The following is a 26,597-nucleotide window of genomic DNA, read 5'->3' as shown; positions in this document are numbered from 1 at the left end:
ACCGAGACGTCCGGTTCGCCCTCTAGAAAGCGCTTGCTTCAACGGCGTATGGTCCCGGCGAACGATCTGTCAGACCCTTCCCCGACGCCTGAGCCGCCTGAGGAGAGACAGTCATGCGCCGAGCCGGTACCGCACTGCTGGCCACCCTGACCGCCGCAACAGCGCTGGGAGCCGCACCCGTTGCCCACGCCGACAACATCACGGCCGACTGCACGGGCACCGCTCCCGTCGTCTGCCACGCCGACGTCGCCCCCGGCACCTACACCGTGACCCTCACCCTCGGCGGCGACGAGGCGGGGAGCACCTCCGTCACCGCCGAGACCCGCCGGGCGCTGCTCACGGAGACGGCGACGGCGGCGGGGGAGAAGGTCAGACGCACCGTCACCGTCGACGTGCGTACCCCCGAGGGCGAGCCCACCGGCCCGGCCGGGAGCCCCGGACTCGACCTGTACGTCGGCGGCGCCTCACCCAAGCTCGACTCGGTGAAGGTGGTTCCCGCGCCGATGACCCGGAAGATCGTCCTCGTCGGCGACTCCACCGTCTGCGACCAGCCCGGCGACCCGTACTCGGGCTGGGGCCAGCAGCTCCCGCAGTACCTGCGGCGCGGCATCGCCGTCGCCAACTACGCCGACTCCGGGGAGGGCTCGCAGTCCGTCCTGGACAATCCGGCGCTGTTCCCGGCCGCCCTGGAGCGCGTACGCCACGGCGACCTGGTGCTGATCCAGCTCGCGCACAACGACAAGCAGACGCCCAGGGACGTCTACCGCGCGAACCTCACCACCATGATCGGGTCCGTGCGGGAGGCGGGCGGTACGCCCGTCCTCGTCACGCCGATCGTGCGCCGCTGGTTCAACTCCGACGGCACCCTGAACAACGGCACGGCGCTCATCGTCAACGGCCTCGGCGTCGACCTCCCGGCCGAAATGCGGTCGCTGGCCGACGAGGTGGACGTCCCGCTGATCGATCTGACCGCGCTCACCAAGCAGCGCGTCGAGGAGCTCGGCCCGGAGACCTCCAAGGCGCTGTACCTCTACAACGAGAAGCGCGACAACACCCACACGTCGGTGCGCGGCGCCACCGAGTACGCGGCGCTGGTGCTGGGCGAGCTGCGTGCTCAGCAGCTGGTGGACGACAGGGTGGTGGACCAGGGCGTCACCGCGGGTTAGCCGACCAACGGCTCCCCGCGGAGTAGTCCCGCGGGGAGCCGCTGAGGTGAGGAGTGGCCGCTCCGAAAGCCGTCACGGCGGAGCGGCCGCTCACGGGCTCAAGGCTTGAGCATCGTCATGAACGCCAGGACACCGTACGCACGCGTCACGCGCCGGTCACGCGCCCGGCGCCCGGTACTCGACCTTCTGCCGGACCGCCTCGTCGATCTCCTCGGGTGACAGGAGCACGACGGTGCTCGTGCGTACGCCGCCGGCGGCCGACGTCACCAGTCCCAGGGCCGCGGCAGAGGTGTTGCCGGGCAGTTCCACCGTGACGTAGAGATCCTCGTCGCCGAAGGCCCAGTACATCGACTCGAGCCGGCCTCCGAGCCCTTCGATCATGCGCTCGACGACCTCACGGCGGGCGGTGCCGCCCTCATTGAGCAGGCCTTTCAGCCCGTCCACCGTCAATTTCACCCTGAAAAGATATTTCGGCATCTCTCACCATTCGCGTTGGTCCCATGAATCGCAGGTGCCTCAGTTATTCCGTGGCTTTACGGAACTTCATGGGTGATGCCGCCGCGGTGCCGCCAGACTCGGGAAAAAAATCACCATTTAGGGTCTTTCATCCTGGCCAGGGTGGGTTATTCTAGAAATTGGCCTACGGGACGAGCGAGGGAGTTCGACCGTTGTAGCCGACTTTGGCGAGAAGCTTCGGCTTCCGCTGAGGCCGACGTCGACGGTCGGGCTGAGAGGCCGGAAGGTCGGAGGATCGAGAGATCCAAAGACTGGAAGGCGACCCCTAGTCACCTGATCCGGACAATACCGGCGAAGGGAGCCCGTCTCGTAGGTCCATTTGTGCGCGCAAGCCCATCGGTGGCGTTGCGCCCGCCCGTCGTCGGTGGCGCATTCCCTCGACGTCAGCAGCGTCATCAGCGCATCTGCAGTGTGTCGAGCACAGCACATGCGCTGAGTGTTGTCGCGCACGCGCGATCCGTGCCGGCGGTATTCAGCCCACGCAGAGGCCCAGCAGACAGACGTGCACGGGTGAGGTCGGTGAGGTCGCCGCCGGCGACGAGGGGCTGGCCGTCGACGTGTCCTCTGCCGGTGCCGGCGTGGTCGCGGTCGCCTCGGGTGGTGCCGTGTCGCCCTGCTGGGCCGCCGTGCCGTCCGACGACGTCGCCGGGGTGGTGCGCGGCTGCGGGGATCCCGTGGCGCTGGGTTGCGCGGGTACGGCCATGCGCTGGGGCCGACTCGTCGTCTGCGTGGCGGTCGGCGTGGGCGTGGTGGTCTTCGGCAGGGTGCCGGTGCGGGGGCGGTCGGCCTTGGTGTCCCGGTCGCGTGAGACGCGGGCGTCGGGCTGCGCCGCCGTCGGGTCACCGGCCTCGGTGGTGGACGAGGGCTCCGGGTCCGGGGCGGAGGCCGCCTGTGCGGGACCGCCGGACGGCCCGTCCGGCAGCGCGGCGATCGTCAGCCCGCCGCCGACGAGCGCAACCGCCGACACGACGGCGGCACGGCGCCGCTTCTTCTTCCATAGCGCCAGTTGGCGACGCCTGGCAGCACGGCCCGCGGGCGCTTGCGCCTCACGGGCGGTGTGCTCGTATCCGCTGGTTCCCGGAGTCTCCGGGCCGTCCGCCGCGTCCTCCGCGCTCGCTCCCTCGTAGGCGTCGGCACGGAAGCCCGCCGTCTCCGTACGGAAGCCCGCCGTCTCCGCGACGAAGGCCTCCGTGTCGGCGTGGAAGCGCGTTGTCTCGGCGCCGAAGGCGGTACCGGTCTCGATCAGCGGCGCGATCGTCGTCGCGCTGTCGGGGTGGCGATGGCTGGGCGGGGCGATGTCCGGCGCGTATGCGCCGCACCCGGGACACACCAGTGCCCCGTTGAGGGTCCGGCGGCATGAGGAGCAGTAGTCCATCGCGATCTTTCTGTGCTGTCTGCGCCCTCGAGGGCACCGGCGAGCTGTTCAGTTCGCACGCGGATCGAACGCGCAGCAACGCTAACGACACCAGTCGAAGGGTTTGCGTAGCCTTTGTGACGCTTGTGCAAAGGTTGCTCGACTGTGGCGCTTCTGGACGGCTGTGATCCGGGGGCAGTCACGATGGGTGCGCAGGTGACGGTGTCGTCGCCGGGCCTTGGGCATTCTCATGACCAGGGCCAGGCGACGCACTGTCACTCGGCCACGGATGCCCCCGTGACCTTCAGCCCGCGCAGCCGCAGGAAGCGCGCGGGGTGACGGAAGACGCCCTCGTCGACGGCGGTGGCGGCGAGGAACTCCGCCACCAGGTCGGGGCGCACGGGGCAGCTCGGTGTCCCCGGTCTCCAGGACGTCGAAAACGATCAGATAGGCGGGGCGTTCGGCCGCGGCTTCGACGGCGCTGCGGCCACGGCGGCGGGCACGGCGCTGCAGCTCCCCGAAGTGCAGCTGCCCCTCGTGCGGCACGACGAGCTCACCGTTTATGCGAGCTACCACATGTGTCTCATCAACAGCTTCTGGTCCGTCGGCAAGTCACCAGCGTGAGTGGTTCCTGGGTTGTGTGGTCACAACCGAGGCCGGTTGAGCAGGCGGGAGAGCACGATGACGCTCTCGGTCCGGTCGACGGGGGCGGTGGCGCGTACCCGTTGGATGGCCAGTTCCAGATGGGTGATGTCTCGGGCAAGCATGTGGAGGACTGCGTCGGCGGCTCCAGAGACGGTGCAGGCTTCGACGACTTCGGGGATGTCTTCGAGGGCTTGGCGCAACTGGGCGGGGGTGGGGTTGCCGGTGCAGTAGACCTCGACGAACGCTTCGGTGTGCCAGGCCAGCGCCTGGGGGTCGACGAGAGCGGTGAAACCGCGGATGGCGCCCGAGGCCACCAGGCGGTCGAGGCGCCGTTTCGCGGCGGGAGCGGACAAGCCGGCTGCCTGGCCGATCTCGGCGTACGTGGAGCGGGCGTTGCGCATCACGCAGCGGATGATCGCCTCGTCGATGGTGTCCACGACTTTGCTCCAGACGTCAGCAGGTGCGGCAAGGGCGCAATAAAAAGCTATTTAGCGGTCATCATTGCAAGATAACGATGGTAGATCGCAGTGAATGGTGATTGTTTGCGTCGTGGTCGCAACCGTAGCCTCCGGCTTGTCCTGATGTCACATGCCGGGGAGAGCGATTCGATGACAGCGAACGTGAGCGATGGGGAAGCGTCCGCGCTGGCCGCAGTGGACGAGGCGGGCATCGTCCGGATTCTGCAGGAACTCCTCAGCGTTCCCAGCATGACGGGGAGTGCCGCGGAGTCCGAGCTGCAGCACATCCTGGCCCGGCATCTGGAGCGGTTGGATCTCGATGTCGACCTGTGGTCCATGAACCTGCCCGAGCTGCGTGCGCACCCCCGCTTCCCGGGCGGCGAAGCCCCGCGCACGGAGGCGTGGGGCCTGGTGGGCGGCACGCGGCAGCAGGGCGACGGGCCGATCCTGGTCCTCCAGGGCCATGTCGACGTCGTCCCTCCCGGGGACCTGGCGCAATGGGAGGGAGACCCCTTCCGTCCTCGGGTCGGCGCAGACGTAGTGCATGGCCGGGGAGCGTGCGACATGAAGGCGGGGGTGGTGGCGATCCTCGCCGCCTTGGCCGCGATACGGAGAGCGGGCTCGAAGCTGCGTGGCCAGGTGTCCGCGCACTTCGTCGTCAGCGAGGAGGACGGAGGGCTTGGAGCGTTCGGAACCCTCGAACGAGGCCACACCGGGGATGCCTGCATCATCACGGAACCGACCAGCGGTGCCCTCATGACCGCGAACGCCGGCGCCCTGACCTTCCGCATCGAGGTACCCGGCCGCGCCACCCACGGCAGCACCCGGTACGCGGGCATGAGCGCCGTCGACGCCTACCTGCCCATCCACCGCGCGCTCGCCCGTCTCGAAGCCCGCCGCAACACCGGCGCCGACCCCCTGGTGGCCGAATACCCCATCCCCTACCCGCTGTCCGTGGGCACCGTTCGGGCCGGCGACTGGGCCAGCAGCGTGCCCGACCTGCTGGTGGCCGAGGGAAGACTGGGCGTCCGGCTGGGCGAGGATCCGGCCCAGGCACGCACCGAACTGGAGGCGTGCGTGGCCGAAGCCTGCGCGGACGATCCGTGGCTGCGCTCTCACCCCGCCACGGTGACGTGGCCCGGAGGCCAGTTCGCCAGCGGACGGCTGCACGCCGGACACCCGCTCGCAGCCCTGGTCGGCGACGCGCACGCCGACGTCACAGGCGGCCCACGACCGCCGGAGCGAGGCGCTCCCTACGGCAGCGACCTGCGGCTGTACTCCGGGGCGGGCATCCCCACACTGCAGTACGGCCCCGGCGACGTACGCCTCGCGCACGGCCCGCAGGAACAGGTCCACATCAGCGAAATCGTCACCGTCACCCGAGCACTGGTGCTCGCCACATTGCGTGCAGTCGGCACCAAGTAGTACCGCCAACACCGTCCCCTTACCGCCTGCTCCCAGCCCATGACAGGCGGGTTCCGCCGACCAGGCGACCGGTGGAACCCAAGCGGCTTCGTCCGGGAACACAGTCGCGTGAGGTCTCCGCACACGCGCAGATGTTGGCGGTCACGCCGAGACCATCTACTCGGTGTCCGCTGTGGGCCATCTCAGCTCAGAACCATGATCAATCTCAGCACCAAGGCTGTACCGATGTTCTCCAAGGCCAGTCCCGTCAAAGAAGCGCTGCCTGAGACACCCGCCATCTCACCATCGTGGACCGGGCCGCCTGCCTGCACACGATCAAACAGATGGGGCGGCTGCTGGGCACCGAGGGGCGCAGCGTCGGGCATGTGGCACCGAACATGGAGGTCTTGGGGCGCGTTGGACCACCCCCGCCACCAACGTCGTGACACCTCTATGCGTTCGTCTTCTTCGCCAGCTCGACGAAGTGGGTCCATGCGGTGGGGGTGAGGGCGAGCTTGGGGCCCTGCTTGTTCTTGGAGTCGCGGATGTGGATGGTGGTGGGGGAGGGGGCGACTTCTACGCAGTCGCCGGAATCGCCGCTGCTGTAGCTGGACTTGCCCCAGGAGAGGGCGACTTCTACGCAGTCGCCGTCGCCGCCACTGCTGTAGCTGCTCTTGAACCAGGACAGTTCGTCGGTGCTCATAGCGCTCCTCGCATCCGCTGCAACAGGCCCACGGAATCTTCGAGGGGGAGAGCCTGCGAACGCATCCTGGCATACCGCATCTGGAGCACGCTGATCTCTTTCGGGTCGGAGATGAACTGACCACCGCGCTGCCCCTCGTTGTATGCGAACCATTGGTTGCCCGCGGTCTCCAGCAATTGCATGGGACCGTCAAGACCGGCATGTGTCTCCCTCACGAGCGGCATGACCTGGATCTCGACGTTCCGCTGCTCAGCGACTCCAAGTACATGGTCGATGAGTCCCCGAGTGACCTCCACCCCGCCCATGCGGCGTAGGAACAGGTGCTCCTCCAAGAGGAAGCTGTACGCGGTGTTCGGTCGATCCCATAGCAACCGCTGCCGTTCGGCGCGCGCTGTCCACTGGGCCTCGACCTGATCGTCGCCCAGCGGCGGCAGTTGGTTCTCGAAGAGCGTCCGCGCATACGCCTCCGTCTGCAACAACCCTGGCACTAACCGGCATTCGTACGTGTACAGGCTGATTGCCTGCTGCTCCAGATCCGCCCACTGGCGGAACCAGGACGCCAGCCCCTGCTTCCGCGCCAGATGCTTCGCCGCCTTCCGGAGCACCCCCAGACCGTCGAGAACCTGCTCCGCCCGCTCGACGAACTCCTTCGACGGAAGCCGTCTGCCCTGCTCGACGGAGGCGACGAAGTGGGCTGAGTACCCCATGTTCCCGGCCAGCGCCTCTTGGGTGAAGCGCGCGTTCTCGCGGAAGCCCTGGAGGACGGCGCCGAAGGTCTTGAGGCTGTCCGACGGTTCAGGTTCGCTGGTGCCGTAGTAGTCACTGCTGGCCTCTGCCATGTCCGGGTACCCCCGAGTGCAACGGTGTCCTCCCCGCAAGGCACCCATCGTTACAGCGAGTTACGCGTACCGTCCACCCCTCGTACTCGTACGCTGACGCAGCGTACGAGTTGAGCGCCTGGTGAACGGCGGTGCGCAGCCCGACCGTTGATCTATGTCGCCCCAGACGAAGCCACAGAGCCCGGTTACCGTACGTGTGTTCAGCCAACAACTCAGCTCCACGCCGCGAGGCGCTCGCCTCGCCCGCCGCCTGGTCGCCGAGCGGCTCGACGCGTGGGGCTGGCCGTACGCGTCGGAGCTGAACGAAGCCGTCACGCTGATCACCGCCGAACTCGCCGCGAACGCGGTCCGGCACGGGCGGGTGCCCGGCCGGGACTTCCGTATCCGGCTGACAGCGACGGACCCGACCGTACGGATCGAGGTCGAGGACGCCAAAGGGGAGCAGCTCCCTGCGATCCGCCCTGCGGGTGGCGATGCCGAGGGCGGCCGGGGGCTGGTGCTCGTCGCCGCGCTGGCGGGCCGGTGGGGAGCGGACCCGCGTACGGACGGCGTGGGCAAGACCGTCTGGGCGGAGGTCCGGGGTCACGAGCCGGTCAGGAAACCGCGCTGACCGACAAGGAAGGCAGTCGTGGCGCGGAACGAAAGTTGTCACCAACTTGGTGTGAACACACAATCTCGCCCGCTGAGGGATAGCGGCGGGCGGCTCATCGCGTCGTGATGGCTGCTGAGCAGGGGAGGGTCGACGGCCTCGAGTCACGACGAGTTCCGGGAGTTCGTAGCCATGCGCTCCACCGCGCTGCTGCGGCTCGCGGTGCTGCTCACCGGCGGGGACCGGTACGCCGCGGAGGATCTGCTGCAGACTGCGCTGATGAAGGCCTACGGGCGCTGGGCGCTGATCGAGCAGCCCGAGGATCACGTCGACAACGGCAAGCCGGGGCCGGGGGCCAGCCTTGGCAATGGCTGCCGCCCTGAGACCCGTACAACCCTGACGCCTCACAGAGTGTCAAACACGGCGCCGGACAAGAAACGGGCTCTTTTCGGATACCCCCGCGCCCGCCCGGACGTTCTTGAGCGAAGGAGCCGCTCATGCACAAGAAACGCTCGGCTGCCGTTGCCGCGGCATCGTTCCTTCTGATCTCGGGCGCGGCCATGGCCACCGCGCCCGCTTCCTACGCCGGGGCCCCCGGCGGCACCCGTGCCAGCGACCGCAACCGCGACTTCAACGGTGACGGTTACGAGGACGTGCTGATCGGGGTGCCCGGCGCCACGGTCGGCGGTCGCTCGGGCGCCGGTGCCGTCACCGTCCAGTACGGCGGCCCCAAGGGCGTCACCACGGGCAGTGCCAGAGTCTTCAGCCAGAACACCACGGGAGTGCCGGGCGCCGCCGAGACCGGGGACGCCTTCGGCAAGGCCGTGGCCACCGGCGATCTCGACGGGGACGGCTACGACGACGCGGTCATCGGCATCCCCGGTGAGGACCTCACGGGCATCGGCACCGACGCGGGCGGCATCACCGTCCTGTGGGGCTCGCCGAACGGCTTGTCCGGTGCCAACAGCGACTGGCTGCAGTCCGATGACGCGGCGGCGGGCAACAGGTTCGGCAGCGCTCTGGCCGCCGGGTACTTCACCACGTACGTGCCGGGCGATCTGCTCGCCGTACTCGACAAGGTCGGCCTGTCGGTCTATCAGTACGAAGCGGCGCCCCAGCCCACCGCGAGCAAAGACGCGGGCGCGAGTGGCGGCGAGGCGGGCGCGTCCCCGTTCAAGCCGTTCGAGAACAAGACCCGCACCCCGCTCGGCGCTCAGGACGAGGCGCCGGGCATCACGCCCAAGTCCCTGACCACCGGCGACTACGACTACAACGGCCTGGCCGACCTGGTGGTCTCCGGGCTCAGTGAGGGTGCCGAGCCGGGATACGGCTGGTCGTACGTCATCCTCAGCTCCGACAACGACTCCCTTCCCCCGATTGCGGTGCGCGGCGGCCCGGTGGTCGCCTCCGGCGACGTCAACGGCGACGGCTTCGACGACCTGGTCACCGGGGAGCCGCACAGCCCCGATGACGGCGGCGAGTCGACGACCGGTGGCATGGTCGGCGTCTACTACGGCAGTCCCGACGGGCCAGCCGGTCATGAGGGTCCCGGGACTCCGCCGGTGTGGTGGAACCAGGACAGCGCGGGCGTGCCCGGGGTCGTCGAGCGCGGTGACGGCTTCGGCACCGACCTGTCCGTGGGCGACACCAACCGCGACGGATACGCGGACGTGGCGATCGGCGCCGCCGGCGAGGACATCGGCAGCGTCGCGGACGCCGGGGCGGTCTGGGTCCTGCGCGGCTCGGCCGAGGGCCTCACCGCCTCGGGCGCCCTGGCCGTGAACCAGAACACCTCCTACGTTCCGGGCACGGCCGAGAAGAGCGACAAGTTCGGCGGCCAGGTGTCCTTCACCGACCCCAACGACGATGGCTATGACGGCCTGCTCGCCTCGGCGCCGGGGGAGAACACCAACGACGGCGTGGTGTGGGTGTTCTCGGCGGGCTCGAGCGGCATCAAGCTGCCGGGTTCGTGGACCTACGGCGGTGGCTCCCTCGGGGCGCCCTACCTGGACGCCCGGTTCGGCGAGGCCATCGACGACTGACCGGCGGCCCGCTCCACCCCCCTCCGGCGGCCCGCCCACCACCCCTCCGGTGGACGGGCCGACTGCCTGCGGCGCGCCGCCGCCGACGCCGACGAGAGACCGAACTCACGGCGACTGCAAGAGGGTCAGTGACGCGTCGCGCAGGCGGTCGTCGTCGGGGCACAGGGTGTCCCACCACCATTCGGCGTGCATGATGCGCTGCCTGGAGTGGGCCCAGTGATGGAGCCGGGGGTGCAGGTCCACGGGGGTGAGGCCGGTCTCGGTCAGAGCCTCCATGGCGCGTATGCCCACCGGTTCGGGACCTGCCAGTTCGGTGAAGACGGGGACGGCCAGGGCCGCGTCCAGCCGCCGCCGTGCGGCTGGACGATCCGGATCAAGCCGGGTCAGCGCGGTCAGGGCGTCGGCGCGCATTCCTGCGACCGGATCAGTCTCGTACCGGGAAGCCAGCCCCTTTAGCATGTCCGGGACGGCGTCGCCGGTCGCCAGGAGAGCGGCGTGGTGCAGCGACCGTGCGAGCATGCGTGGCCGTGACCAAGACGCAGACGGTTGCCGAGGAGCCAGCGTGAAACAGAAGGTCGGACGGGCGATGCCCCTGGCGGCCCTGGCGCTGCTCACCGCGTGCGTGCCTTTCGCGGGAGACACCCATCCCTGCACCCTGATCGGTGCGCCCGCCGGGATCCGGGTCGAGGTCCACCCAGAGCTGGCGAACAGGGTGGTCGACGCGACCCTTACGGCCTGCTGGGACGGCACATGCCGTACGCGCACGCTGCCGCTGCGGGAGACCTGGTCGGAACAACCGGTGACCCCGGGGAACCCCGTGATGACCACGGAATCGGCTACCGCCGCAGAAAGCCCGGCGGCGAGGACCTCCCCAACCCCCGAGCGCGTTGTCCGGCCTGTCTTCGCGGGCATACGAGACCTGCCAAGAAAGCCGATACGCGTCACGCTGGTGTTCAAGAACCCGCGGGGCGCCACCGTGCTCGACCGACAGATCAGTGTCACGCCGCAGCCCACCTATCCCAATGGCCGCAACTGCTCGCCGGGCGGCCACCAGGCGCGCCTGACGGTCACGGGTGAAGGCTCGCTGATCCCACGCTGACCGTGCGCTCCACATCGGCATGCTTCGCTTCCAACAAGCCTGGCCAGGTTCCAACCAACCTGTCACGGCTCAGCGCCCAGCCAGTGCACGGTTGAAGCGCCTCGTGTCCTGACGACCGTCTCGCTCACTGGCCGACTACGGAGCCACGTCACAGCAGGTGAGCCCCGGCAGACAGCGCCGGGGCTCAGCGGGGAGGTGTGTCAGCGGTACATGTGTGTCAGCGGTTCATCAGGACGAACACGCCCCACCCGAGGTACTCGCGCTGGTACCTGGCGTGCTGGACGGGGGACGTGGCGAGTTCCGCGCGCATCTCGTCGGCCAGCTCGTCGTCGGGGTTGGCGTCGAGCCAGCGGCGGATGTTGAATCACTGCGCCGCGACGTACCGATCCCAGCTGTCCCGGTCGGCCAGGACCATTTCGACGACGTCGCATCCCAGGTCGCCGAAGTGCTCGAGCAGTTCTGGCAGCGGGAGGATTTCGTCCTTGCGCGACATATGGCAGGCCTCGACGGTGGCCTGGTCCAAGGGCTCGCGCCGCCAGTACGGCTCGCCGATCAGCATCATGCCGCCGGGGGCGAGACTGCGCCGAAGGAGTTCGACCGTCCCCGGCACGCCGCCACCGATGCAGGTGGCGCCCACGCACGCGGCGATGCCGACCCGGCTCGTCGGCGACATGGCCCGACGCGTTCCCGTGCACGAAGCCGACCCGGTCGGCCACGCCCAGCTCGACGGCCCGCGTGCGGGCGGCGCCGATGAAGACGGTGCTGATGTCGACGCCGGTGCCGGTCACGCCGTGGTCACGCGCCCAGGTGCACAGCAACTCGCCCTTGCCGCACGCCAGATCGAGGATGCGCGTGTCCGGCGACGGGCTGATGGCCCGACCCAGAATGGCCAGCTCGTACGGCTCGTCGTATTGGCCATATCGGCAATGTTGGCCATGTTGGCCTTGGTGGCCGGAAATTATGTGTTGTCAGCGCGGGGCCGGTGGAATACGTTGAGTCTGTGACTGCCGGGTCGGCCATGGGCCAAGAACGAGTTGGGTTCCCGGCCTCGACGTGAGTTCGAGGCGGGCGAGAGGCCCGCCTGCCTTCCATTCCGCCTGTCGTGCGGATCTTTCGGGGCCAAGGCCAAGTGTGTCGCGGGTCTCGTCGCCGTAACTGCCGAGTGAGCCATGCAGGTCGATGACCAGTGGATTCGTGGTGGTTGTGAGTGAGGTCGTGAGACTCGCGGAACAATAGCGGTATTTCATCCTTGCCTTGGCCTCTCGGCTCCCTGACTCCCTTTTCTCGCGCCGCCGTCGCGATCGTCCCGTAGCCGTGGCCGATATCCGTGGCCAATTCACCCTGCCTGCCGTGCGGGTATTCGTGCTGCCCGTAAACAGCCCACACCCAGCTTTGACCCTGGAGAAGAACAGAGAATGCCGAACGATTTCAACCAGCCGATCATCGACGAGTTCCGCGCCAACAAAGGGCGTGTCGGTGGATACTTCGAGGGAGCCCGGCTCCTCCTCCTGACCACCACCGGAGCGCGGACCGGCGCCCGGCACACGACCCCGCTCGGCTACCTTCCCGACGGCGGCGAACGGGTCCTGGTCATCGCCTCTGCCGCCGGGGCGCCCAGGCACCCGGACTGGTTCCACAACATCGTGGCGAAGCCGCGCGTCACGGTCGAGGACGGCGTCTTCACATACGAGGCCGACGCCGTCGTCCTCCAGGGCGCCGAACGTGACCGCGCCTTCGCCCGCGCCGTCGAGGCGGATTCCGGATGGGCCGACTACCAGGCCAAGACCACCCGCGTCATCCCCGTGGTCGCCCTGCAGGCAGTCCCCGGTCCACCGCAGCCGAACGCGTCCTCGGCTAGCGCGGCACTCAAGCTGGTCCATGACGCCTTCCGGCGCGAACTTGCCCTGATCAGGAAGGAGATCACCGAGTCGGGTCCCGGAGGACTGGGTGCCCAGCTCCGCGTGAACTGCCTGACCCTCTGCCAGGGGCTGCACAACCACCACACCGGCGAGGACACCATGATGTTCCCGTTCCTCGCCGAGCGCCGTCCCGAGCTCGTCCCGACGCTGGACCGGCTCGCCCGGGAGCACGAGAAGATCGCGGCGCTCCTCGCCGATCTGCGGCAGGTCGTATCCAGCGAGGGTGCGAACCCTCAGCTGGTGATCTCCGAGGTGGAGCGGCTGACCGACGAACTCGAGGCCCATCTGACGTACGAGGAGGAGCAACTGATGCCCCTTCTGGACGCGCAGGCCGGCTGACCCGCGCCCGCGGCGAGGGCGAGGCTCGGGCTGGTCGCTCCGCTCGGGCCGGTCACTGCCCGTCGTTCGCTGTCCCTCGTTCCCACCCCGTCATCCGGAGTTCATTCCTCAAGCGCTTCATGTTCCGACAACGCGGCCTCACCAGCCTCGTTCGCCCCATACACTCCACCGCACAGTCAGTCGGCGGCAAGCGCTTGCGGAGCGGAGAACAGAGAGCATGACGGCACGTACCCCCAAGGTCGGCGTGGACGGCGCCCGCATGGACCGGCGGAGCTTGGACCGGCGGAGCTTCCTCAAGCGATCCGCCGGTCTCTCCGCCGGGCTGATCGCCGGTCCCGCGGCGCTCGCCTGGCTGCCCGGCCAGCAGGCCCACGCGGCCGAGGCGTCCCAGGCGGCGACCGTACGCGCCTTCGTCGACGACTACCTCACCAACACCGCCGACAACCTGACCCCCGAGACCAACGCCGCCGTCCGTATCCTCTCCGGTATGCAGCGCCTCTGGGAGACCGGAACGGCCTGGAACAACGGCACCCCGCTCGCGGCCGACGTGCTGCGCGCCAACATGCGCTACTCGATCGCGCTCACCACGCGCCGTACCGACGAACAGGCCCGGCAGTCCTTCATCTACGACCGTCAGGACCAGAGTTACGCGGCCACGGCCGGTCTCGGTCCGCTCACCGAGGTGTACCGGACCGGTGCCAAGGCGGTCACCAGCATCACCAGCGCGCCTGACGGCACCCCGGCCGGGAAGGTCAGCGACGGCGTGCCGGCCGGTGCGCCCGCCGGTTCCGCCATCGGGGCAGGGGCCCCTGACTCCGAGCTGGGCAAGGTGGTTCAGCTCGTCCAGACCTTGCGCGGGCCGCACGCCTCCAGCAACCCCGGCAAGTTCGCCTACCAGTACCCGCGGCCCTGGCGGATGACGGAGGACAACGAGGTCGTCGACACCGGCGCCACGGACGCCTTCGGGTTCCCCGTCTACAAGTCGGACGTGGTCGTGGCCCCGCAGCTGCTGCGCCAGCGCAGCACCACCCCCGCCGAGGACGGCGGTTACCCGAGCGGCCACACTAATGCCCTGTACCTGGCCGCTCTGGCGCTCGCGTACGCGATACCCGAGCGGTTCCAGGAGCTGGTGGCCCATGCCTCCGCGGCCAGCCACACCCGCATCCTCTCCGGCATGCACTCCGCCCTCGACGTCATGGGCGGCCGCATCCTCGCCACCGCACTCGCCGCCGCCGCCCTGTACGACCCGGCCAATGCCGGCCTCAAGGCCGCCGCACGGCAGCAGGCCGCCGCGTACCTCCAGGCGCAGACCGGCACCACGGCCGACACGCTGTACGCCTACGCGCACTCGGCGGGCACGGACACCGACCCGTACGCGGACCGGGCGGCCAACGAGCGCGCGGTCACCCCGCGGCTGACGTACATCCTGCCCAGGCAGGGCGACGGCCGCGTCCCGATGACCGTGCCCAAGGGCGCCGAGGTGCTCGTGGAGACCCGGCTGCCCTACCTCACCGCCGACCAGCGCCGGGAGGTGCTGCGCACCACCGCGCTGCCGTCCGGGTACGCCCTGCTGGACGGGCCCGAGCAGTGGGGGCGGCTCAACCTCTTCGCGGCGGCCGACGGCTACGGCGCCTTCGACGGCGATGTGCGGGTCGACCTGGACGCCTCCGCGGGCGGCTTCCACGCGGCCGACGCCTGGCGCAACGACATCGGCGGCCGCGGCTCGCTCACCAAGCTCGGCACCGGCTCGCTGACCCTGACGGGCGCCAACCGCTACAGCGGCGGTACGTCCGTGGAGGCCGGCACCCTCGTCGCCGCATCACGGGACGCCCTGGGCGCCGGCGACGTCCAGGTCCGCGGCGGCTCCCTGCGGCTGACGGCCGGCGACGGCGTACGGGTGCGCGGCAGCTACGGCCAGGCCTCCGGCGCGACGCTCGACGTGGCGGTCGGCGACTGCGGTGGCCCTGCGCTGACCGTGTCCGGCTCGGCCGTCCTTGCTCGGGGTAGCGCTCTCGAGCTGCGGGTCGACGACCCTGCCGAGGGCACTGTCATCCAGGTCCTCCGCGCCCGCGGCGGCCTTCGCGGGCGGTTCGGCACTATCACCGTCCGGGCCGAGGGGCGTACGTACGAGGCCGTCCCCACGTACTCCGCGAACGGGGTGTCCGTACGCCTGAAGTGACCGGTCAAGCCCGCTCCGGCACCGTGGCGTCCGCTGTCACAGGTGCCGGAGCAGCGCGTGCAGTGCCGGATTGTCGTTGGTCCTGCGCCACACGAGGTCGAGTTCCACGGGTGCGGGCGTGGGCAGTTCGACCGGTTTGAAGACGATATCGGCGTACCGTAGCTGGGCGGCCGCCTCCGGGACCAGGGCCACGCCCAGGCCGCAGTTGACGAGGGCCAGGATGCTGTGGACCTGGCTCAGGTACTGGCGGTAGACGGGCGTGACGTGGGCGGTCCGGAAGATGCTGATCAGCAGTTCGTGGAAGTAGCGGGCTTCCGTGGGCGAGTACATCAGCAGCTCCTGACCCTCGAAGTCCGCGACCTGGAGTGCTCCCTCGCGTACCGTCAGCGCGTGCCCCGTCGGCAGGGCGGCGAGCAGCTCTTCCCGTACGGCGGGTCTGGACAGCAGGTCCGGGCCCGTCACCGAGGGCCGGACCAGGCCCAGGTCCAGGCTGTTGTTCGCGAGGGCCGCCAGCTGGTCGCGGGTGACCATCTCGCGCAGGACGATCTCCGCTCGGGGCATCGCCTTGCGGGCGGTGCGCAAGAGCGTGCCGAGCGTGGAGTAGGCGCTGGCGGCGGTGAACCCGATGGTGATGCTGCCCGCCTCTCCCGTCGAGACCTGGCGGACGGCGAGGGCCGCGTGCTCGGACTGGCGCAGGATGCCCCGGGCCTCCACCAGGAAGGCGCGGCCCGCGGGTGTGAGTTGTACTGATTTGTTAGTGCGGTTGAAGAGCTGGACCCCGAGGTCGTTCTCCAGCTGACGGATCTGCCGGCTCAGCGGCGGCTGCGTCATGCGGAGCCGCTCCGCCGCCCGCGTGAAATGCAGCTCTTCCGCGACAGCCACGAAGCTCGTCAGTTGTGCGAGTGTGAACAACGATGCTCTCCAGGTATCAACGCATGCAAAATTTGAGTTAGACGAGAATCTTCCGGCGCCTTAGCTTCGAGGGCAACGCCGGAACGGAACGCTCCGGCCGACACCGCGGCGGGCCCCCGGGACGGAGCCCGTCGCTCCCACCCGTCAAGGCACCGGAGCTCTCCAGTAGTGAGTACAACCAACATGACGCCGTATGTCGCGAATCAGGGCGAGGCGACGCTGGACAGGATCTCCTGGCTCAAGCTGTCCTCGGTCACCCTCCCGCTGTCCACTCCCGTCAGCGACGCCAAGGTCCTCACGGGCCGCCAGCGGCCGATGACCGAGGTCGCCTTCCTCTTCGTCGAGGTGGGTACGGAGCAGGGGCACGAGGGCATCGGCTTCAGCTACTCCAAGCGTGCGGGCGGTCCCGGCCAGTTCGCGCACGCCAAGGAGATCGCTCCCGCCCTGATCGGCGAGGACCCCAGCGACATCGCCAAGATCTGGACGAAGCTGGTGTGGGCGGGCGCCTCGGTCGGGCGCAGTGGCCTTTCCACGCAGGCCATCGCGGCCTTCGACATCGCCCTGTGGGACCTCAAGGCCAAGCGGGCCGGTCTGCCGCTCGCCAAGCTGCTGGGCGCGCACCGCGACTCCGTCCGCTGCTACAACACCTCCGGCGGCTTCCTGCACACCCCGACCGAGCAGGTCCTCGAGAACGCCACGGCATCCCTCGCCGACGGCATCGGCGGCATCAAGATCAAGGTGGGCCAGCCCGACGGCAAGGCGGACCTGCGCCGGCTGACCGCCGTCCGCGAGCACCTCGGCGACGACGTGCCCCTCATGGTCGACGCCAACCAGCAGTGGGACCGGCCCACCGCCCAGCGCATGGGCCGCGCCCTCGAGGAGTTCGGCCTGACCTGGATCGAGGAACCCCTCGACGCGTACGACGCCCAGGGCCACGCCGCCCTCGCCGCCTCATTGGACACGCCCGTGGCGACGGGCGAGATGCTCGCCAGCGTCGCCGAGCACTGGGAGCTGCTGCGCCACGACGCGGCGGACATCATCCAGCCGGACGCGCCCCGCATCGGCGGCATCACCCAGTTCCTCAAGCTGGCCGCACTCGCCGAGCACCAGCACGTGCAGCTCGCGCCCCACTTCGCCATGGAGATCCACCTGCACCTCGCCGCGGCCTATCCGTACGAGCCGTGGGTGGAGCACTTCGACTGGCTGGAGCCGCTGTTCAACGAGCGCCTCCACATCAGCGAGGGGCGCATGCACGTGTCGTCGCGTCCCGGTCTCGGCATCACCCTCAGCGAGCAGGCCCGTGCCTGGACGCAGGCGGTGCACGAGGTGGGCTCCCGGCCCTGAAACGCCCTGCCTCAACCAAACGTCCATCCCCCTCTGCACATCGAGTCCATATACATGGAGACAAGCTCATGTCACTGAACACGGCGGCCCAGGATGTCGCGCGACGGCTGCGTGACGGCATGGCGCGCGGCGTGCTGTCCTTCCCGCTCACCAGCTTCGCGGACGACGGCAGCCTCGACCTGGACGCCTACCGCGCCTACCTGGCCGACCAGTTGGCCACCGCCCCCGGCGCCGTCTTCCCCGCCTGCGGCACGGGCGAGTTCACCGCCCTCGACGAGGACGAGTACCGCCAGGTCGTCACCACGGCGGTCGAGGTGGCCGACGGCCGGATGCCGGTCGTGGCGGGCATCGGCTACGGCTGGGCGCAGGCTCTGCGCTTCGCGCGAATCGCCGAGGAGGCCGGAGCGGACGCCGCGCTGGTCCTTCCCCACTACCTGCTCAAGGCCCCGCAGGACGGCCTGGTCGAGCAGGTGCGCCGGATCGCCGCGGGTACCGAGCTGCCCCTCGTCGTCTACCAGCGCGACCAGGTGGCCTTCACCGCCGACAGCCTGCGCCGCATCGCGGAGATCCCCACCGTCATCGGCCTCAAGGACGGCCACAGCGACCTGGACCGCCTGCAGCGCCTCACCCTCGCCGCGCCCGACCACCTGCTCTTCTTCAACGGGGCCGCCACCGCCGAGATCCAGGCCCGCGCCTACGCGACGGTCGGCGTGCCCGCGTACTCGTCGGCGGTCCACGCCTTCGCACCCGAGATCGCGAACGCCTTCTTCACCGCCTTCCAGAACGGCGACCACGCCACGACCGAGGAACTGCTGCGCGGGTTCTACGTCCCGCTGGTCGAGCTGCGCGACCGGGTACCGGGATACGCGGTCTCCCTCGTCAAGGCCGCGGCGCGGCTGCGCGGCAGGCCGGTGGGCCCGGTGCGGGCGCCGCTCACCGACCCCGGTCCGGAGGACCTGGCCGAACTGGAGAAGCTGCTGGATACGGGGCTGACGCTGGTGGGTGCCGGTCGCTGAGCCGGGCCTGATGGGACGGCACCCGCCGTCGTGGTGTTGTGCCCACCCGTTCCGCCCTGCGAAACGATTGCCCACAACGCAACAACGCAACCGGCCCTCAGCCGCCGGTACGCGGCCTGACGGCCTGTACCGACGTGGGACGGGCGCGCCCCGGCCACCGCGGGGGCGCACGCCCGGCGGCCGCGCCCGCCGGCAGCGGTGTCCACCCCGAGCTCATGGTGCTCGCCGTCTCCTGCGGCTCCATCGCCTTCAGCCACGTCAACGACCCCGGCTTCTGGATGTTCAAGGAGTACTTCAACCTGTCGGTCATCGACGCGATCAAGGCACGGACGACGTACACGACCACGCTCGCGGTCCTCGGCCTGGGCGGTGTTCTCGCCGTCGAGTGGGTCCTGGACACTCTCAGCGTCTGAACGCTCAGCACCTGAACTCTCAGCATCTGAACCCGCAGCACCCGACCACAGCCGATCACCTTCCGACGCAAGGACCCCTGATGACAAGCGGAAGCCAGCAGCAGCCGACCATCACCGAGTTCTCCGTCTATCCCGTCGCCGGCCGGGACTCGATGGAGCTGAACCTCTCCGGTGCGCACGGTCCGTACTTCACCCGCAACGTGGTCGTCCTGAAGGACTCGGAGGGCCGTACGGGACTCGGCGAGGTGCCGGGCGGCGAGAAGATCACGCAGACGCTGCGCGACGCCGAGTCCCTGGTCGTCGGCGCGAAGGTGGGCGACTACAAGCGCGTCCTGCGCGAGATCGGCGAGAGGTTCGGCGACCGCGACGCCGGCGGCCGCGGCCTGCAGACCTTCGACCTGCGCACCACTGTCCACGCCGTCACCGCCGTCGAGTCGGCCCTCCTCGACCTTCTCGGACAGCACCTCGACGTCCCCGTCGCGGCCCTGCTCGGCGACGGACAGCAGCGCGACTCCGTACGCGTCCTCGGCTACCTCTTCTACGTGGGTGACCCCGACCGCACCGACCTCGAGTACGTACGAGAACGCGACTCGGACGTGGAGTGGTACCGCATCCGGCACGAGGAGGCGCTGACCCCCGAGGCGATCGTGCGCCAGGCCGAGGCCACGTACGACCTCTACGGTTTCCGCGACTTCAAGCTGAAGGGCGGCGTGCTGGAAGGCGCCGAGGAGGTCAAGGCGATCCAGAAGCTGAAGGACCGCTTCCCCGAGGCGCGGATCACCCTCGACCCCAACGGCGCGTGGTCGCTGCGCGAGGCGATCGAGTTGTGCCGGCCGCTGGTGGGCACCCTTGCGTACGCCGAGGACCCGTGCGGAGCCGAGGGCGGCTACTCGGGCCGCGAGATCCTGGCTGAGTTCCGGCGCGCCACCGGACTCCCCACGGCGACCAACATGATCGCCACCGACTGGCGCCAGATGACCCACGCCCTGGCTCTGCAGTCGGTGTCGATCCCGCTGGCAGACCCGCACTTCTGGACCATGCAGGGCTCCGTGCGCGTCGCCCAGCTCTGCAACGCCATGGGCCTGACGTGGGGATGCCACTCGAACAACCACTTCGACATCTCCCTGGCCATGGTGGCCCACTGCGGTGCCGCGGCCCCCGGCGAGTACAACGCCCTGGACACGCACTGGATCTGGCAGGAGGGCCTGGAACGGCTCACCGTCGAACCTCCGCGCATCGTCGACGGCGAGATCGCCATCCCCAGCGCGCCCGGCCTGGGAATCCAGCTCGACATGGACCGGCTGCTCGCCGCGCACGACCTCTACCAGGAGAAGGCGCTGGGAGCGCGCGACGACGCGGTCGGGATGCGGTACCTCATTCCCGGCTGGACGTTCGACAACAAGCGGCCCTGCCTGGTGCGCTAGGGACCGGTACCCGCCGGTGCCCGCACGGCTCTGCCGTACGCGCCGTGGTGCGCGTACGGTACAGGCCGGTGCAGTTCCCCCAACCAAGGGCGAGTGCGCACGGACATCGGTTTGATTCGACGCCATACGCTCTCCGGCGGGTCCACCGGCGAACCGCTGCCGCACCGGATGGTCCCGTTCACCTTGTCTTCCACCGTGTACAACCATCCGTCCACCACGCGTGTCGTAGGTCCTACCGGAGCCCCGAACCCGCATGGTTCCGAGACGGGAGCATGACCTTGCGCGCACGTACCCTGGCCGTCGCCATCACCGCCGTCCTGGCCGCCACCGCCCTCGGCGCCCCCGCCTCCGTCGCGGCCCCCTCCGGCCTGTGGGACGACTTCAACGGCGACGGCTACCGCGATCTCGCCATCGGCACGCCCAAGGCCAGCGGTGGCACGGTCACCGTCCTCTTCGGCTCGGCCTCCGGCGTCAGCCCCGCCCGCTCGGTGAACATCACCCAGAACACGCCGGGCGTCCCCGGGACATCGGAGTCCGTCGACCAGTTCGGCGAGAACGTCACCAGCGGCGACGTCGACGGCGACGGCTACGCCGACCTGATCGTCGGCGCGCCGTACGAGCAGATCACGGGCAAGCCGAGCGGCTCGGTCACCATCGTCTGGGGCGGAGCGAACCCGTTCACGTCCGGCGGCTCCATGCTCACGGCCCCCAACGCCGAGGCCTACGGGTTCGGACAGGGCACCGCGTTCGCCGACCTCGACGGCGACGGCACCGGCAACCTGGTCGTCGTCGGTGGCAACACGTTCTGGTGGTACGCCGACGGGAAGCCCACCCAGGACGGCGCGCTGGCGCCGGAGGTGAACTTCCTGCCCGAGGGCGTACAACTGGACGGGATCGTCGCCGGGCACTTCTCCGCCACCGACGGCAGCGACTTCGTCGTGCACGGCAGGCGGACGGACAGCACCGGCGCCACCGGCGGGTACGTGGGCCTCCTGCGCGGCGGTCCGGGCGACATCGGCTCCGACTACGCGGTGCTGGCCGAGGGCAGCGGAGGGGGCGCCGCCTCCTGGGACAGGGCCGTCGCGGCGGGCGACATCAACGGCGACGGCTACGACGACCTGGTCACCGGCAACACGACGGCCGGCAAGGGTGGTTCGTTCACCGTGCGGTACGGCAAGGCGTCCGGACTGCCCGCCACGGGCACCACGTACACGCAGGACAGCGCCGGTGTGCCGGGCACCAGCGAGGACTACGACTACTTCGGCGCCGCCGTCGCGGTGGGCGAGGCGACCGGCGACGGCTACGCGGACGTCGCGGTCGGCGCCTCGTACGAGGACGTGAACAGCCGCCGCAATGTCGGCAACATCGTGTTCCTCAAGGGCGGCTCCGGCGGACTGACCACAAGCGGTGCCCAGTCCTTCCACCAGGCCACGTCGGGAGTGCCGGGCGCCGCCGAGGCCGGTGACCACTTCGGCTCCTCACTGGGGCTGCGCGACATCAACGGCAACGGCAGGGCGGACCTGGCGATCGGCGCGTTCGGGGAGGACGTGGTGTCCGGCGGGTACGACGACGGGGCGGCATGGGTGCTGCGCGGCACGACCTCGGGCCTGACGACGACCTACGCGACTGCCTTCAACGCGACGGACTTCGACTATCCGGTGGTCAAGGGCCGCAAGTTCGCGGACGTCTTCGCCCGCTGACGCAAGCCGAGTCACGGCGATGCACGCTGACTCACCTGCCATGCCTGACGTATTCCTGGTCCAGGCGCTGGCCCCAGTCGCCGCCGGCGCCGCCGAAGCCCATGCCCTTGGTGAGCCAGAGGGACTGGTCGTAGTGGTGGGCCGCTCCGCCGGGGCACTGCGAGTGTTCGCCGTCCTGGTGGAAGAAGCGGCTCAGAGCCGCCGACCAGTCCGAGCCGGTCGGCGGCCTGCCTCGCACCCGCTCAGCCGATCGGCGCGTACAGCACCCCCAACTTGTCGATCTCGTCGCCGGCGCGGCCCGTGAAACCGACGATCGCCCAGCCGGACGGCGCGGTGTAGGTGACGGAGTCCGACGTGGCCGTGCCCGAGGTGAGGGTACGGCCCTTGTCGGTGGTGAACGACGCCGAGAAGATCCGGGTACGACCGTCCTTCTGGCCCCTCGTCAGCTTCACCGACGTGAGATGCTCGCCGGAGGCCAGCGTGAGCGAGGTCGCGGTGCCGCCCGTACCGCCGTGGGCCAGGACCGTACCGCCGTCGTGCGTGAGCGACACCGCGTCGAGGCGGGATGCGCCACGCAGCGTGAGGGTGCGGGGCGCGGGCGCGGCGGGCAGGTCGTCCGCGTCGTTGAAGGCGGTGCCGTGCGGGCCGCCGAAGAAGTCGCTCGCGCGGAGCGTGGACGGCAGGGACCAGGAGAAGTCGACGGTGTGCGGGTAGTGGTCCGACAGGTGCTCACCGTCGGAATCCGTGAAGGACGCCCAGTCGTTGTGGTAGCGGGTGGCCGTCAGCTTCACGAGGTCGCTGCCGCGGTAGAGGACCTTGTCGACCACCTCGCAGTCGTCCGTCGGCGCCGCGGAGTCGCACACCAGCGCGTCGCTGCCCTGCGCGGGGGCACTGCCGCCACGGACCAACTGCACCCAGGCATCCGTGAGGCCGTTCTCGTCGACGAGGGTGCGGATGTTGTCGCCGGTGCGCGTGTAGCGGGTGTTCGTGTCGCCCATGACGATCACCGCGTTGCCCGCGGAGTTGGCCTGGATGAAGTCCGACAGCTGCTCGATGTTGGCGCGGCGTGCCGCCAGCGCCTCGTCCGTCACGTCCGCGTTGGTGTGCACGTTGTACAGGTCGACGAACACGCCCTCGGCGAGCCGGACCCGGGCGAGCGAGAACCCCTTCGGAGTGAGGCAGTCCGTGCCCGTACAGTCGTCCCAGTCGACGCGCTGGAAGTCCTCGAAGGCGTAGTCGGACAGGGTGTTGAGGCCGTCGCCGATGCCGGCACCGCCGCTGGTCGCCGTGCGGTACGGATGGCTGTCGTTCGCGTACAGCGACGCGTGGTAGTTGAAGTCTTCCTGGACGTTGACGATGCCGTACGGGCCGAGGCGCTGCCCGATGAGCGGGGTGTTGGTCTCCGGGTCGCTGTCGCCGAGGCCGAGCGGCAGACCGGCGATGTTGTACGTGAGGACGTTGAAGGAGCCGGAGGTCGCGGCGGCCGCCGGGGTCGAGCCGGTGGTGGCGAGGCCGGTGAGGGCCAGCGCGGCGGCCGCGAGTGTGCCGATCAGTCGTCTCATGGGGGGTGTCTCCGGTCGGGGAAGGGGACGGGACGGGGTGGGGCGGAAGGAAGCAGAAGCTGAACGATGCAGAAGCTGAATGATGCTCAGATTCAACGCGAACCAGTGTGGTGTGCAAGGCGAGTTGGGGAAACAGTGAGCGACAGGGTGGCCAGCCCCGCCGGGCGACGGCCCCGGCTCACGGCCGGACCGCCCGCCGGCCGACGGCCCCGGCTCACCCCCGGACCGTCACCCACCGCGTCAGCCCGGCCGCGCCCAGGCCCGCGACGACCAGCGTCCCCAGCGCCACCCGCAGATCCGTCGCGCCCGCCAGCAGGCCCACGGCCGGGCCCGCCAGGAGGAAGCCCGGCCACTGGCCGAGGGTGATGACCGACACGCCCTCACCGGCCGGTACCCCGGGCTGCCGCCCCGCCAGGGCGATCGCCGCCGGGAGCACGCAGGCGATGCCCAGTCCGGCGAGGGTGAAACCGGCCAGGGCGAGCGGCAGGGCGGGCCGGACCAGGGCCAGTGCCACGCCCAGGGCCACGGTCAGCAGCGAAAGGCGTACGAAGGCGCGGCGCCCCAGGCGGGCCACGAGCCGGTCGCCCACCAGCCGGCAGACGAGGATGGCGACAGAGAAACATGTGTACGTCGCCGCGCCGAGCGCCGGTCCCTCGTCCAGGAAGTCGGACGTGTACACCGAACTCCACTGGGACGCCGCCCCCTCCACGAAGGACGCCAGGAACGCGATGGCGGCGAGCAGGACCAGCTGGGGGGTGAAGCGGTGCCTGATCGGCCGGCGCTTCTCCTTGCGGATCGCCTCGTCCGGCAGCCGGCCTCCCAGCGCCAGCAGCAGCGCCCCCAGGACGCCGCTGCTGACCGCCATCTGGACGCCCGGCGAGACGCCGGTGGCCGCCGCGAGCGTGCCGAAGGCGCCGCCCGCCAGCACCCCGCAGCTGTACGCGGCGTGGAAGACAGACATCAGCGGTGCGCCGTGAGCGCGTTCCACCGCGACGGCGAGCGCGTTGACGGGCGTGGCCAGGAACGTCGCCGAGAGCCCCCACACCGTCAGGCCGACCACCAGGGCGGGCACGGCCGGGGCGCCCGCCAGCACCGGCGCGTTGAGCAGGACCAGGGCAGCGGACGCGAGGCTCAGCATGCGGGTGCTGACCCGGCCGATCAGAACGGTGATCAGCACGATCGCCACGAGGTCACCGGCCGCCGACGAACTGCTCAGCAGCCCCCACTGGGCCGTGTCCACGCCGACCTGGTCGCGGATCGCCGGGATGCGGGCCATCCAGCCGCCCTGCGTGGCCCCCAGGACGACGAACACCAGGCCCACCGCGAGGCGGGCACGTAAGTCGGAGGAGGTCGTGCCGGTGGCCGTCATCCGTTGACCCCCGTGTAGTGCCGCAGACTCCACCTCCACAGCAGCCGGGACGCCAGAAACGCGGCCGCTCCCAGCAGCGGTGAGGCGGCGGCCAGCCAGTACGGCACACCCGTGTCGTCGCCGTGGCCCGTCAGCACGGCGGCCGGAAAGTACGCGACGAACGCGAGCGGCAGACCGAACGTCAGGAAACCGCCGACAGCCCTCGGCAGCACGTTCAGCGGATAGCTGCCGAAGGTGCCGAGCAGCTCCTCCAGCCAGCGGCCCCAGTAGTCGGCGGCCGGGAAGCGCAGCGACGCGCAGGCCACCACCGTGAACAGGGCCGCCTCCAGGAGCATCCCGCCGAGCACGCACACGACGAGATACGTGACCCGGCCCGCCGTCCAGTCCAGGTTGCTGCGGGACAGCGCGCCCACCATGAGGCCCGCCGCCACCGTCAGGTCGCCGATCGCATTGGTGGGGAAGTAGGCCAGCTGGAGCTGGCGGTACACCGGCATCGGGCGGACCAGATACGTGTCGATCACGCCCTCCTGGATGTGCCGGCCCAGGCCGTGCACCCGGCCCAGGAACAGCACGAACAGACCGTGTGCGAGCATCCGTGTCGCCGGGATCAGCAGGACGTCCGAGCTGTCCCAGCCGCCCATCCCGGTGAACCGGGTGAGCAGCACGGTCGCGAAGACGATCACCGATACCTGCCAGACCGCGCCGATCGCGATCATCATCAGGAACTCGGAGCGGTACTCCAGCTGCGCGCGGAAGTTGAGGCGCGTGATGCGCCAGGCGATGCGGACCGCGTTCAAGGGTCAGCCTCCTTGCGAGATCACGCGCCGGGCGGCGCGCCGCCACAGCAGCCGGGTGAACAGGGCGAGCACCACCACCCAGGCGGCCTGTACGGCGAGTTGGGCGCCCGCTTCCGACAGGGGGATGCGGCCCACGTACAGCGACAGGGGCACGCTCAGTGTCGCCTGGAAGGGCAGGAAGCCGCTCAGCGTGATGAACCAGTCCGGGAAGAACCACAGCGGCGCGTACACCCCGGACAGCAGGTTCTGCGCGAAGATCAGGATCAGCATCGCGGCGCCGTTGCGGAGCGTCCAGAAGCACAGCTGGTCGATGACGAGCATGACGTAGTACAGGACCCACTGGCCGAGCAGCATGCTCAGCGCGAACACCCCGGCCACGGCGGCCGACTCGGGCGGTCGCACCACTCCGACGGCCAGACAGACCGCGTATCCCGCGAGCGCCCAGGCCAGTCCGTACAGCTGCTCGCCCAGGGCGCGCAGGGCGTAGTAGCGCTGCGGTGCCAGCGGCCGCAGGTACCAGTAGACGATCGTGCCGAAGTGCATGTGCTGGAGGACCGTGTCCCGGCCCGCGTACTGGTCCAGTTCCCGCAGCCGGGACGCGAGTACGGCCAGCACGGCGTAGGTGACGGCCTGGTCGCGGTCGAGTCCGGCGGTGGTGCCGGTCTGTGCGTACAGGCCGTTCCACAGGGACGCCACCAGCACCACCTGAACGGTCAGCCGGAGCAGGGCGGCGGTCATGCGGGGCGGGGTGTGCAGCTCACCGAGCGGGGTGACGCGGGCGGCGCGCCAGGCGTGGACGGCGGCCATG

The 26,597-nt window shown here is 69.9% G+C and carries 24 protein-coding genes and 3 pseudogenes; 13 read left to right on the top strand and 14 right to left on the bottom strand.

The annotated features are described in order from the left end of the window. Positions 1-113: 113 nt before the first annotated feature. Positions 114-1,166: a rhamnogalacturonan acetylesterase gene (locus STSP_RS27170; protein WP_067283317.1), complete on the top strand. Its 1,053-nt coding sequence runs from the start codon at positions 114-116 to the stop codon at positions 1,164-1,166. A gap of 156 nt (positions 1,167-1,322) precedes the next feature. On the opposite strand, the gene STSP_RS27165 is transcribed toward STSP_RS27170, so the two are convergent. The 4 genes from STSP_RS27165 to STSP_RS27150 form a co-directional block, all read right to left on the bottom strand. After that, positions 1,323-1,622: a GYD domain-containing protein gene (locus tag STSP_RS27165; RefSeq protein WP_232789810.1), complete on the bottom strand. Its 300-nt coding sequence runs from the start codon at positions 1,620-1,622 to the stop codon at positions 1,323-1,325. 532 nt (positions 1,623-2,154) lie between these two features. Next, complete coding sequence (locus STSP_RS27160; RefSeq protein ID WP_067283314.1) at positions 2,155-3,057, bottom strand: SCO2400 family protein; 903 nt, start codon at positions 3,055-3,057, stop codon at positions 2,155-2,157. 254 nt (positions 3,058-3,311) lie between these two features. Next, positions 3,312-3,437, bottom strand: coding sequence for a hypothetical protein (locus STSP_RS40820; RefSeq protein WP_269801056.1), 126 nt, complete (start codon positions 3,435-3,437; stop codon positions 3,312-3,314). A gap of 243 nt (positions 3,438-3,680) precedes the next feature. Beyond that, positions 3,681-4,118, bottom strand: a complete 438-nt coding sequence (locus STSP_RS27150) for an Lrp/AsnC family transcriptional regulator (protein ID WP_067283311.1) — start codon at positions 4,116-4,118, stop codon at positions 3,681-3,683. Positions 4,119-4,289: 171 nt separating this feature from the next. On the opposite strand from STSP_RS27150, the gene STSP_RS27145 reads away from it, so the two are divergent. Then, complete coding sequence (locus STSP_RS27145; RefSeq protein ID WP_067283309.1) at positions 4,290-5,564, top strand: ArgE/DapE family deacylase; 1,275 nt, start codon at positions 4,290-4,292, stop codon at positions 5,562-5,564. Positions 5,565-5,994: 430 nt separating this feature from the next. Here STSP_RS27145 and STSP_RS27140 read toward each other — a convergent pair whose 3' ends face one another. Further along, complete coding sequence (locus tag STSP_RS27140; RefSeq protein ID WP_067283307.1) at positions 5,995-6,246, bottom strand: DUF397 domain-containing protein; 252 nt, start codon at positions 6,244-6,246, stop codon at positions 5,995-5,997. Further along, positions 6,243-7,085 (bottom strand): helix-turn-helix domain-containing protein, encoded by an 843-nt coding sequence (locus tag STSP_RS27135; RefSeq protein WP_067283306.1) that lies wholly within the window; start codon positions 7,083-7,085, stop codon positions 6,243-6,245. The genes STSP_RS27140 and STSP_RS27135 overlap by 4 nt, the downstream gene beginning before the upstream one ends. Positions 7,086-7,281: 196 nt before the next feature. Here STSP_RS27135 and STSP_RS27130 point away from each other — a divergent pair, with 196 nt between their 5' ends. From STSP_RS27130 to STSP_RS27125, 3 genes and pseudogenes are all read left to right on the top strand, one after another. Continuing rightward, positions 7,282-7,695, top strand: coding sequence for an ATP-binding protein (locus tag STSP_RS27130; protein WP_408646364.1), 414 nt, complete (start codon positions 7,282-7,284; stop codon positions 7,693-7,695). Between the two features lie 171 nt (positions 7,696-7,866). After that, positions 7,867-8,004: pseudogene (locus STSP_RS37550) on the top strand (SigE family RNA polymerase sigma factor); the annotation flags it as partial. A 167-nt stretch (positions 8,005-8,171) separates the two neighbouring features. Beyond that, positions 8,172-9,716 carry an FG-GAP repeat protein gene (locus tag STSP_RS27125; protein WP_067283302.1) on the top strand — a complete coding sequence of 515 codons (1,545 nt, stop codon included), beginning with the start codon at positions 8,172-8,174 and terminating at the stop codon, positions 9,714-9,716. Between the two features lie 105 nt (positions 9,717-9,821). On the opposite strand, the gene STSP_RS27120 is transcribed toward STSP_RS27125, so the two are convergent. Further along, positions 9,822-10,235 (bottom strand): hypothetical protein, encoded by a 414-nt coding sequence (locus STSP_RS27120; protein ID WP_067283300.1) that lies wholly within the window; start codon positions 10,233-10,235, stop codon positions 9,822-9,824. 43 nt (positions 10,236-10,278) lie between these two features. On the opposite strand from STSP_RS27120, the gene STSP_RS27115 reads away from it, so the two are divergent. Next, entirely contained in the window at positions 10,279-10,815 is a 537-nt protein-coding gene (locus tag STSP_RS27115) for a hypothetical protein (protein WP_067283299.1), read from the top strand. 217 nt (positions 10,816-11,032) lie between these two features. Here the strand turns inward: STSP_RS27115 and STSP_RS27110 are convergent. Then, positions 11,033-11,711, bottom strand: a pseudogene (locus STSP_RS27110) (SAM-dependent methyltransferase); the annotation flags it as partial. Positions 11,712-12,230: 519 nt separating this feature from the next. On the opposite strand from STSP_RS27110, the gene STSP_RS27105 reads away from it, so the two are divergent. Together STSP_RS27105 and STSP_RS27100 are read left to right on the top strand one after the other, a co-directional pair. Further along, a complete protein-coding gene (locus STSP_RS27105; protein WP_067283297.1) occupies positions 12,231-13,073 on the top strand; it encodes a nitroreductase/quinone reductase family protein in 843 nt (280 codons plus the stop codon). 217 nt (positions 13,074-13,290) lie between these two features. Continuing rightward, positions 13,291-15,252, top strand: coding sequence for a phosphatase PAP2 family protein (locus tag STSP_RS27100; protein WP_078067548.1), 1,962 nt, complete (start codon positions 13,291-13,293; stop codon positions 15,250-15,252). A 36-nt stretch (positions 15,253-15,288) separates the two neighbouring features. On the opposite strand, the gene STSP_RS27095 is transcribed toward STSP_RS27100, so the two are convergent. Next, positions 15,289-16,164: a LysR substrate-binding domain-containing protein gene (locus STSP_RS27095; protein ID WP_067283295.1), complete on the bottom strand. Its 876-nt coding sequence runs from the start codon at positions 16,162-16,164 to the stop codon at positions 15,289-15,291. A gap of 183 nt (positions 16,165-16,347) precedes the next feature. Between STSP_RS27095 and STSP_RS27090 the strand changes: the two genes are divergently transcribed. The 5 genes and pseudogenes from STSP_RS27090 to STSP_RS27070 all read left to right on the top strand — a co-directional run bounded on the left by STSP_RS27090 (position 16,348) and on the right by STSP_RS27070 (position 22,061). Next, complete coding sequence (locus tag STSP_RS27090; RefSeq protein ID WP_067283293.1) at positions 16,348-17,508, top strand: L-talarate/galactarate dehydratase; 1,161 nt, start codon at positions 16,348-16,350, stop codon at positions 17,506-17,508. Positions 17,509-17,576: 68 nt separating this feature from the next. Further along, positions 17,577-18,524 carry a 5-dehydro-4-deoxyglucarate dehydratase gene (locus tag STSP_RS27085; protein WP_067283291.1) on the top strand — a complete coding sequence of 316 codons (948 nt, stop codon included), beginning with the start codon at positions 17,577-17,579 and terminating at the stop codon, positions 18,522-18,524. Between the two features lie 188 nt (positions 18,525-18,712). Then, positions 18,713-18,937: pseudogene (locus STSP_RS27080) on the top strand (GntT/GntP/DsdX family permease); the annotation flags it as partial. 80 nt (positions 18,938-19,017) lie between these two features. Beyond that, on the top strand, positions 19,018-20,361 hold the full coding sequence (locus STSP_RS27075) for an enolase C-terminal domain-like protein (RefSeq protein WP_067283288.1): 1,344 nt from the start codon (positions 19,018-19,020) through the stop codon (positions 20,359-20,361). A 278-nt stretch (positions 20,362-20,639) separates the two neighbouring features. Further along, entirely contained in the window at positions 20,640-22,061 is a 1,422-nt protein-coding gene (locus STSP_RS27070; protein WP_067283338.1) for an FG-GAP-like repeat-containing protein, read from the top strand. A 31-nt stretch (positions 22,062-22,092) separates the two neighbouring features. Here STSP_RS27070 and STSP_RS27065 read toward each other — a convergent pair whose 3' ends face one another. From STSP_RS27065 to STSP_RS27045, 5 genes are all read right to left on the bottom strand, one after another. Beyond that, on the bottom strand, positions 22,093-22,299 hold the full coding sequence (locus STSP_RS27065) for a hypothetical protein (RefSeq protein ID WP_067283286.1): 207 nt from the start codon (positions 22,297-22,299) through the stop codon (positions 22,093-22,095). Between the two features lie 4 nt (positions 22,300-22,303). After that, positions 22,304-23,623 (bottom strand): jacalin-like lectin, encoded by a 1,320-nt coding sequence (locus STSP_RS27060; protein WP_067283284.1) that lies wholly within the window; start codon positions 23,621-23,623, stop codon positions 22,304-22,306. Positions 23,624-23,837: 214 nt separating this feature from the next. After that, positions 23,838-24,992, bottom strand: a complete 1,155-nt coding sequence (locus STSP_RS27055) for an MFS transporter (RefSeq protein WP_067283282.1) — start codon at positions 24,990-24,992, stop codon at positions 23,838-23,840. After that, complete coding sequence (locus STSP_RS27050; protein WP_067283281.1) at positions 24,989-25,789, bottom strand: ABC transporter permease; 801 nt, start codon at positions 25,787-25,789, stop codon at positions 24,989-24,991. Before STSP_RS27050 ends, STSP_RS27055 begins: the two co-directional genes overlap by 4 nt. Positions 25,790-25,792: 3 nt before the next feature. Continuing rightward, positions 25,793-26,596, bottom strand: a complete 804-nt coding sequence (locus STSP_RS27045; RefSeq protein ID WP_067283279.1) for an ABC-2 family transporter protein — start codon at positions 26,594-26,596, stop codon at positions 25,793-25,795. Position 26,597: the final 1 nt, after the last annotated feature.

It is taken from the genome of Streptomyces jeddahensis, from assembly GCF_001642995.1.
Classification (GTDB): Bacteria; Actinomycetota; Actinomycetes; order Streptomycetales; family Streptomycetaceae; genus Streptomyces; species Streptomyces jeddahensis.
The sequence above is the reverse complement of the archived record's forward strand: the minus strand, read 5'-3'. Positions and strand labels throughout refer to the sequence as shown.

Coding starts and splice junctions, on each gene's coding strand:
- STSP_RS27100 (WP_078067548.1), top strand. CDS start 13,291: ATGACGGCACGTACCCCCAAGGTCGGCGTGGACGGCGCCCGCATGGAC.
- STSP_RS27140 (WP_067283307.1), bottom strand. CDS start 6,246: ATGAGCACCGACGAACTGTCCTGGTTCAAGAGCAGCTACAGCAGTGGC.
- STSP_RS27105 (WP_067283297.1), top strand. CDS start 12,231: ATGCCGAACGATTTCAACCAGCCGATCATCGACGAGTTCCGCGCCAAC.
- STSP_RS27135 (WP_067283306.1), bottom strand. CDS start 7,085: ATGGCAGAGGCCAGCAGTGACTACTACGGCACCAGCGAACCTGAACCG.
- STSP_RS27145 (WP_067283309.1), top strand. CDS start 4,290: ATGACAGCGAACGTGAGCGATGGGGAAGCGTCCGCGCTGGCCGCAGTG.
- STSP_RS27170 (WP_067283317.1), top strand. CDS start 114: ATGCGCCGAGCCGGTACCGCACTGCTGGCCACCCTGACCGCCGCAACA.
- STSP_RS27060 (WP_067283284.1), bottom strand. CDS start 23,623: ATGAGACGACTGATCGGCACACTCGCGGCCGCCGCGCTGGCCCTCACC.
- STSP_RS27160 (WP_067283314.1), bottom strand. CDS start 3,057: ATGGACTACTGCTCCTCATGCCGCCGGACCCTCAACGGGGCACTGGTG.
- STSP_RS27120 (WP_067283300.1), bottom strand. CDS start 10,235: ATGCTCGCACGGTCGCTGCACCACGCCGCTCTCCTGGCGACCGGCGAC.
- STSP_RS27055 (WP_067283282.1), bottom strand. CDS start 24,992: ATGACGGCCACCGGCACGACCTCCTCCGACTTACGTGCCCGCCTCGCG.
- STSP_RS27045 (WP_067283279.1), bottom strand. CDS start 26,596: ATGGCCGCCGTCCACGCCTGGCGCGCCGCCCGCGTCACCCCGCTCGGT.
- STSP_RS27085 (WP_067283291.1), top strand. CDS start 17,577: ATGTCACTGAACACGGCGGCCCAGGATGTCGCGCGACGGCTGCGTGAC.
- STSP_RS27090 (WP_067283293.1), top strand. CDS start 16,348: ATGACGCCGTATGTCGCGAATCAGGGCGAGGCGACGCTGGACAGGATC.
- STSP_RS27075 (WP_067283288.1), top strand. CDS start 19,018: ATGACAAGCGGAAGCCAGCAGCAGCCGACCATCACCGAGTTCTCCGTC.
- STSP_RS27125 (WP_067283302.1), top strand. CDS start 8,172: ATGCACAAGAAACGCTCGGCTGCCGTTGCCGCGGCATCGTTCCTTCTG.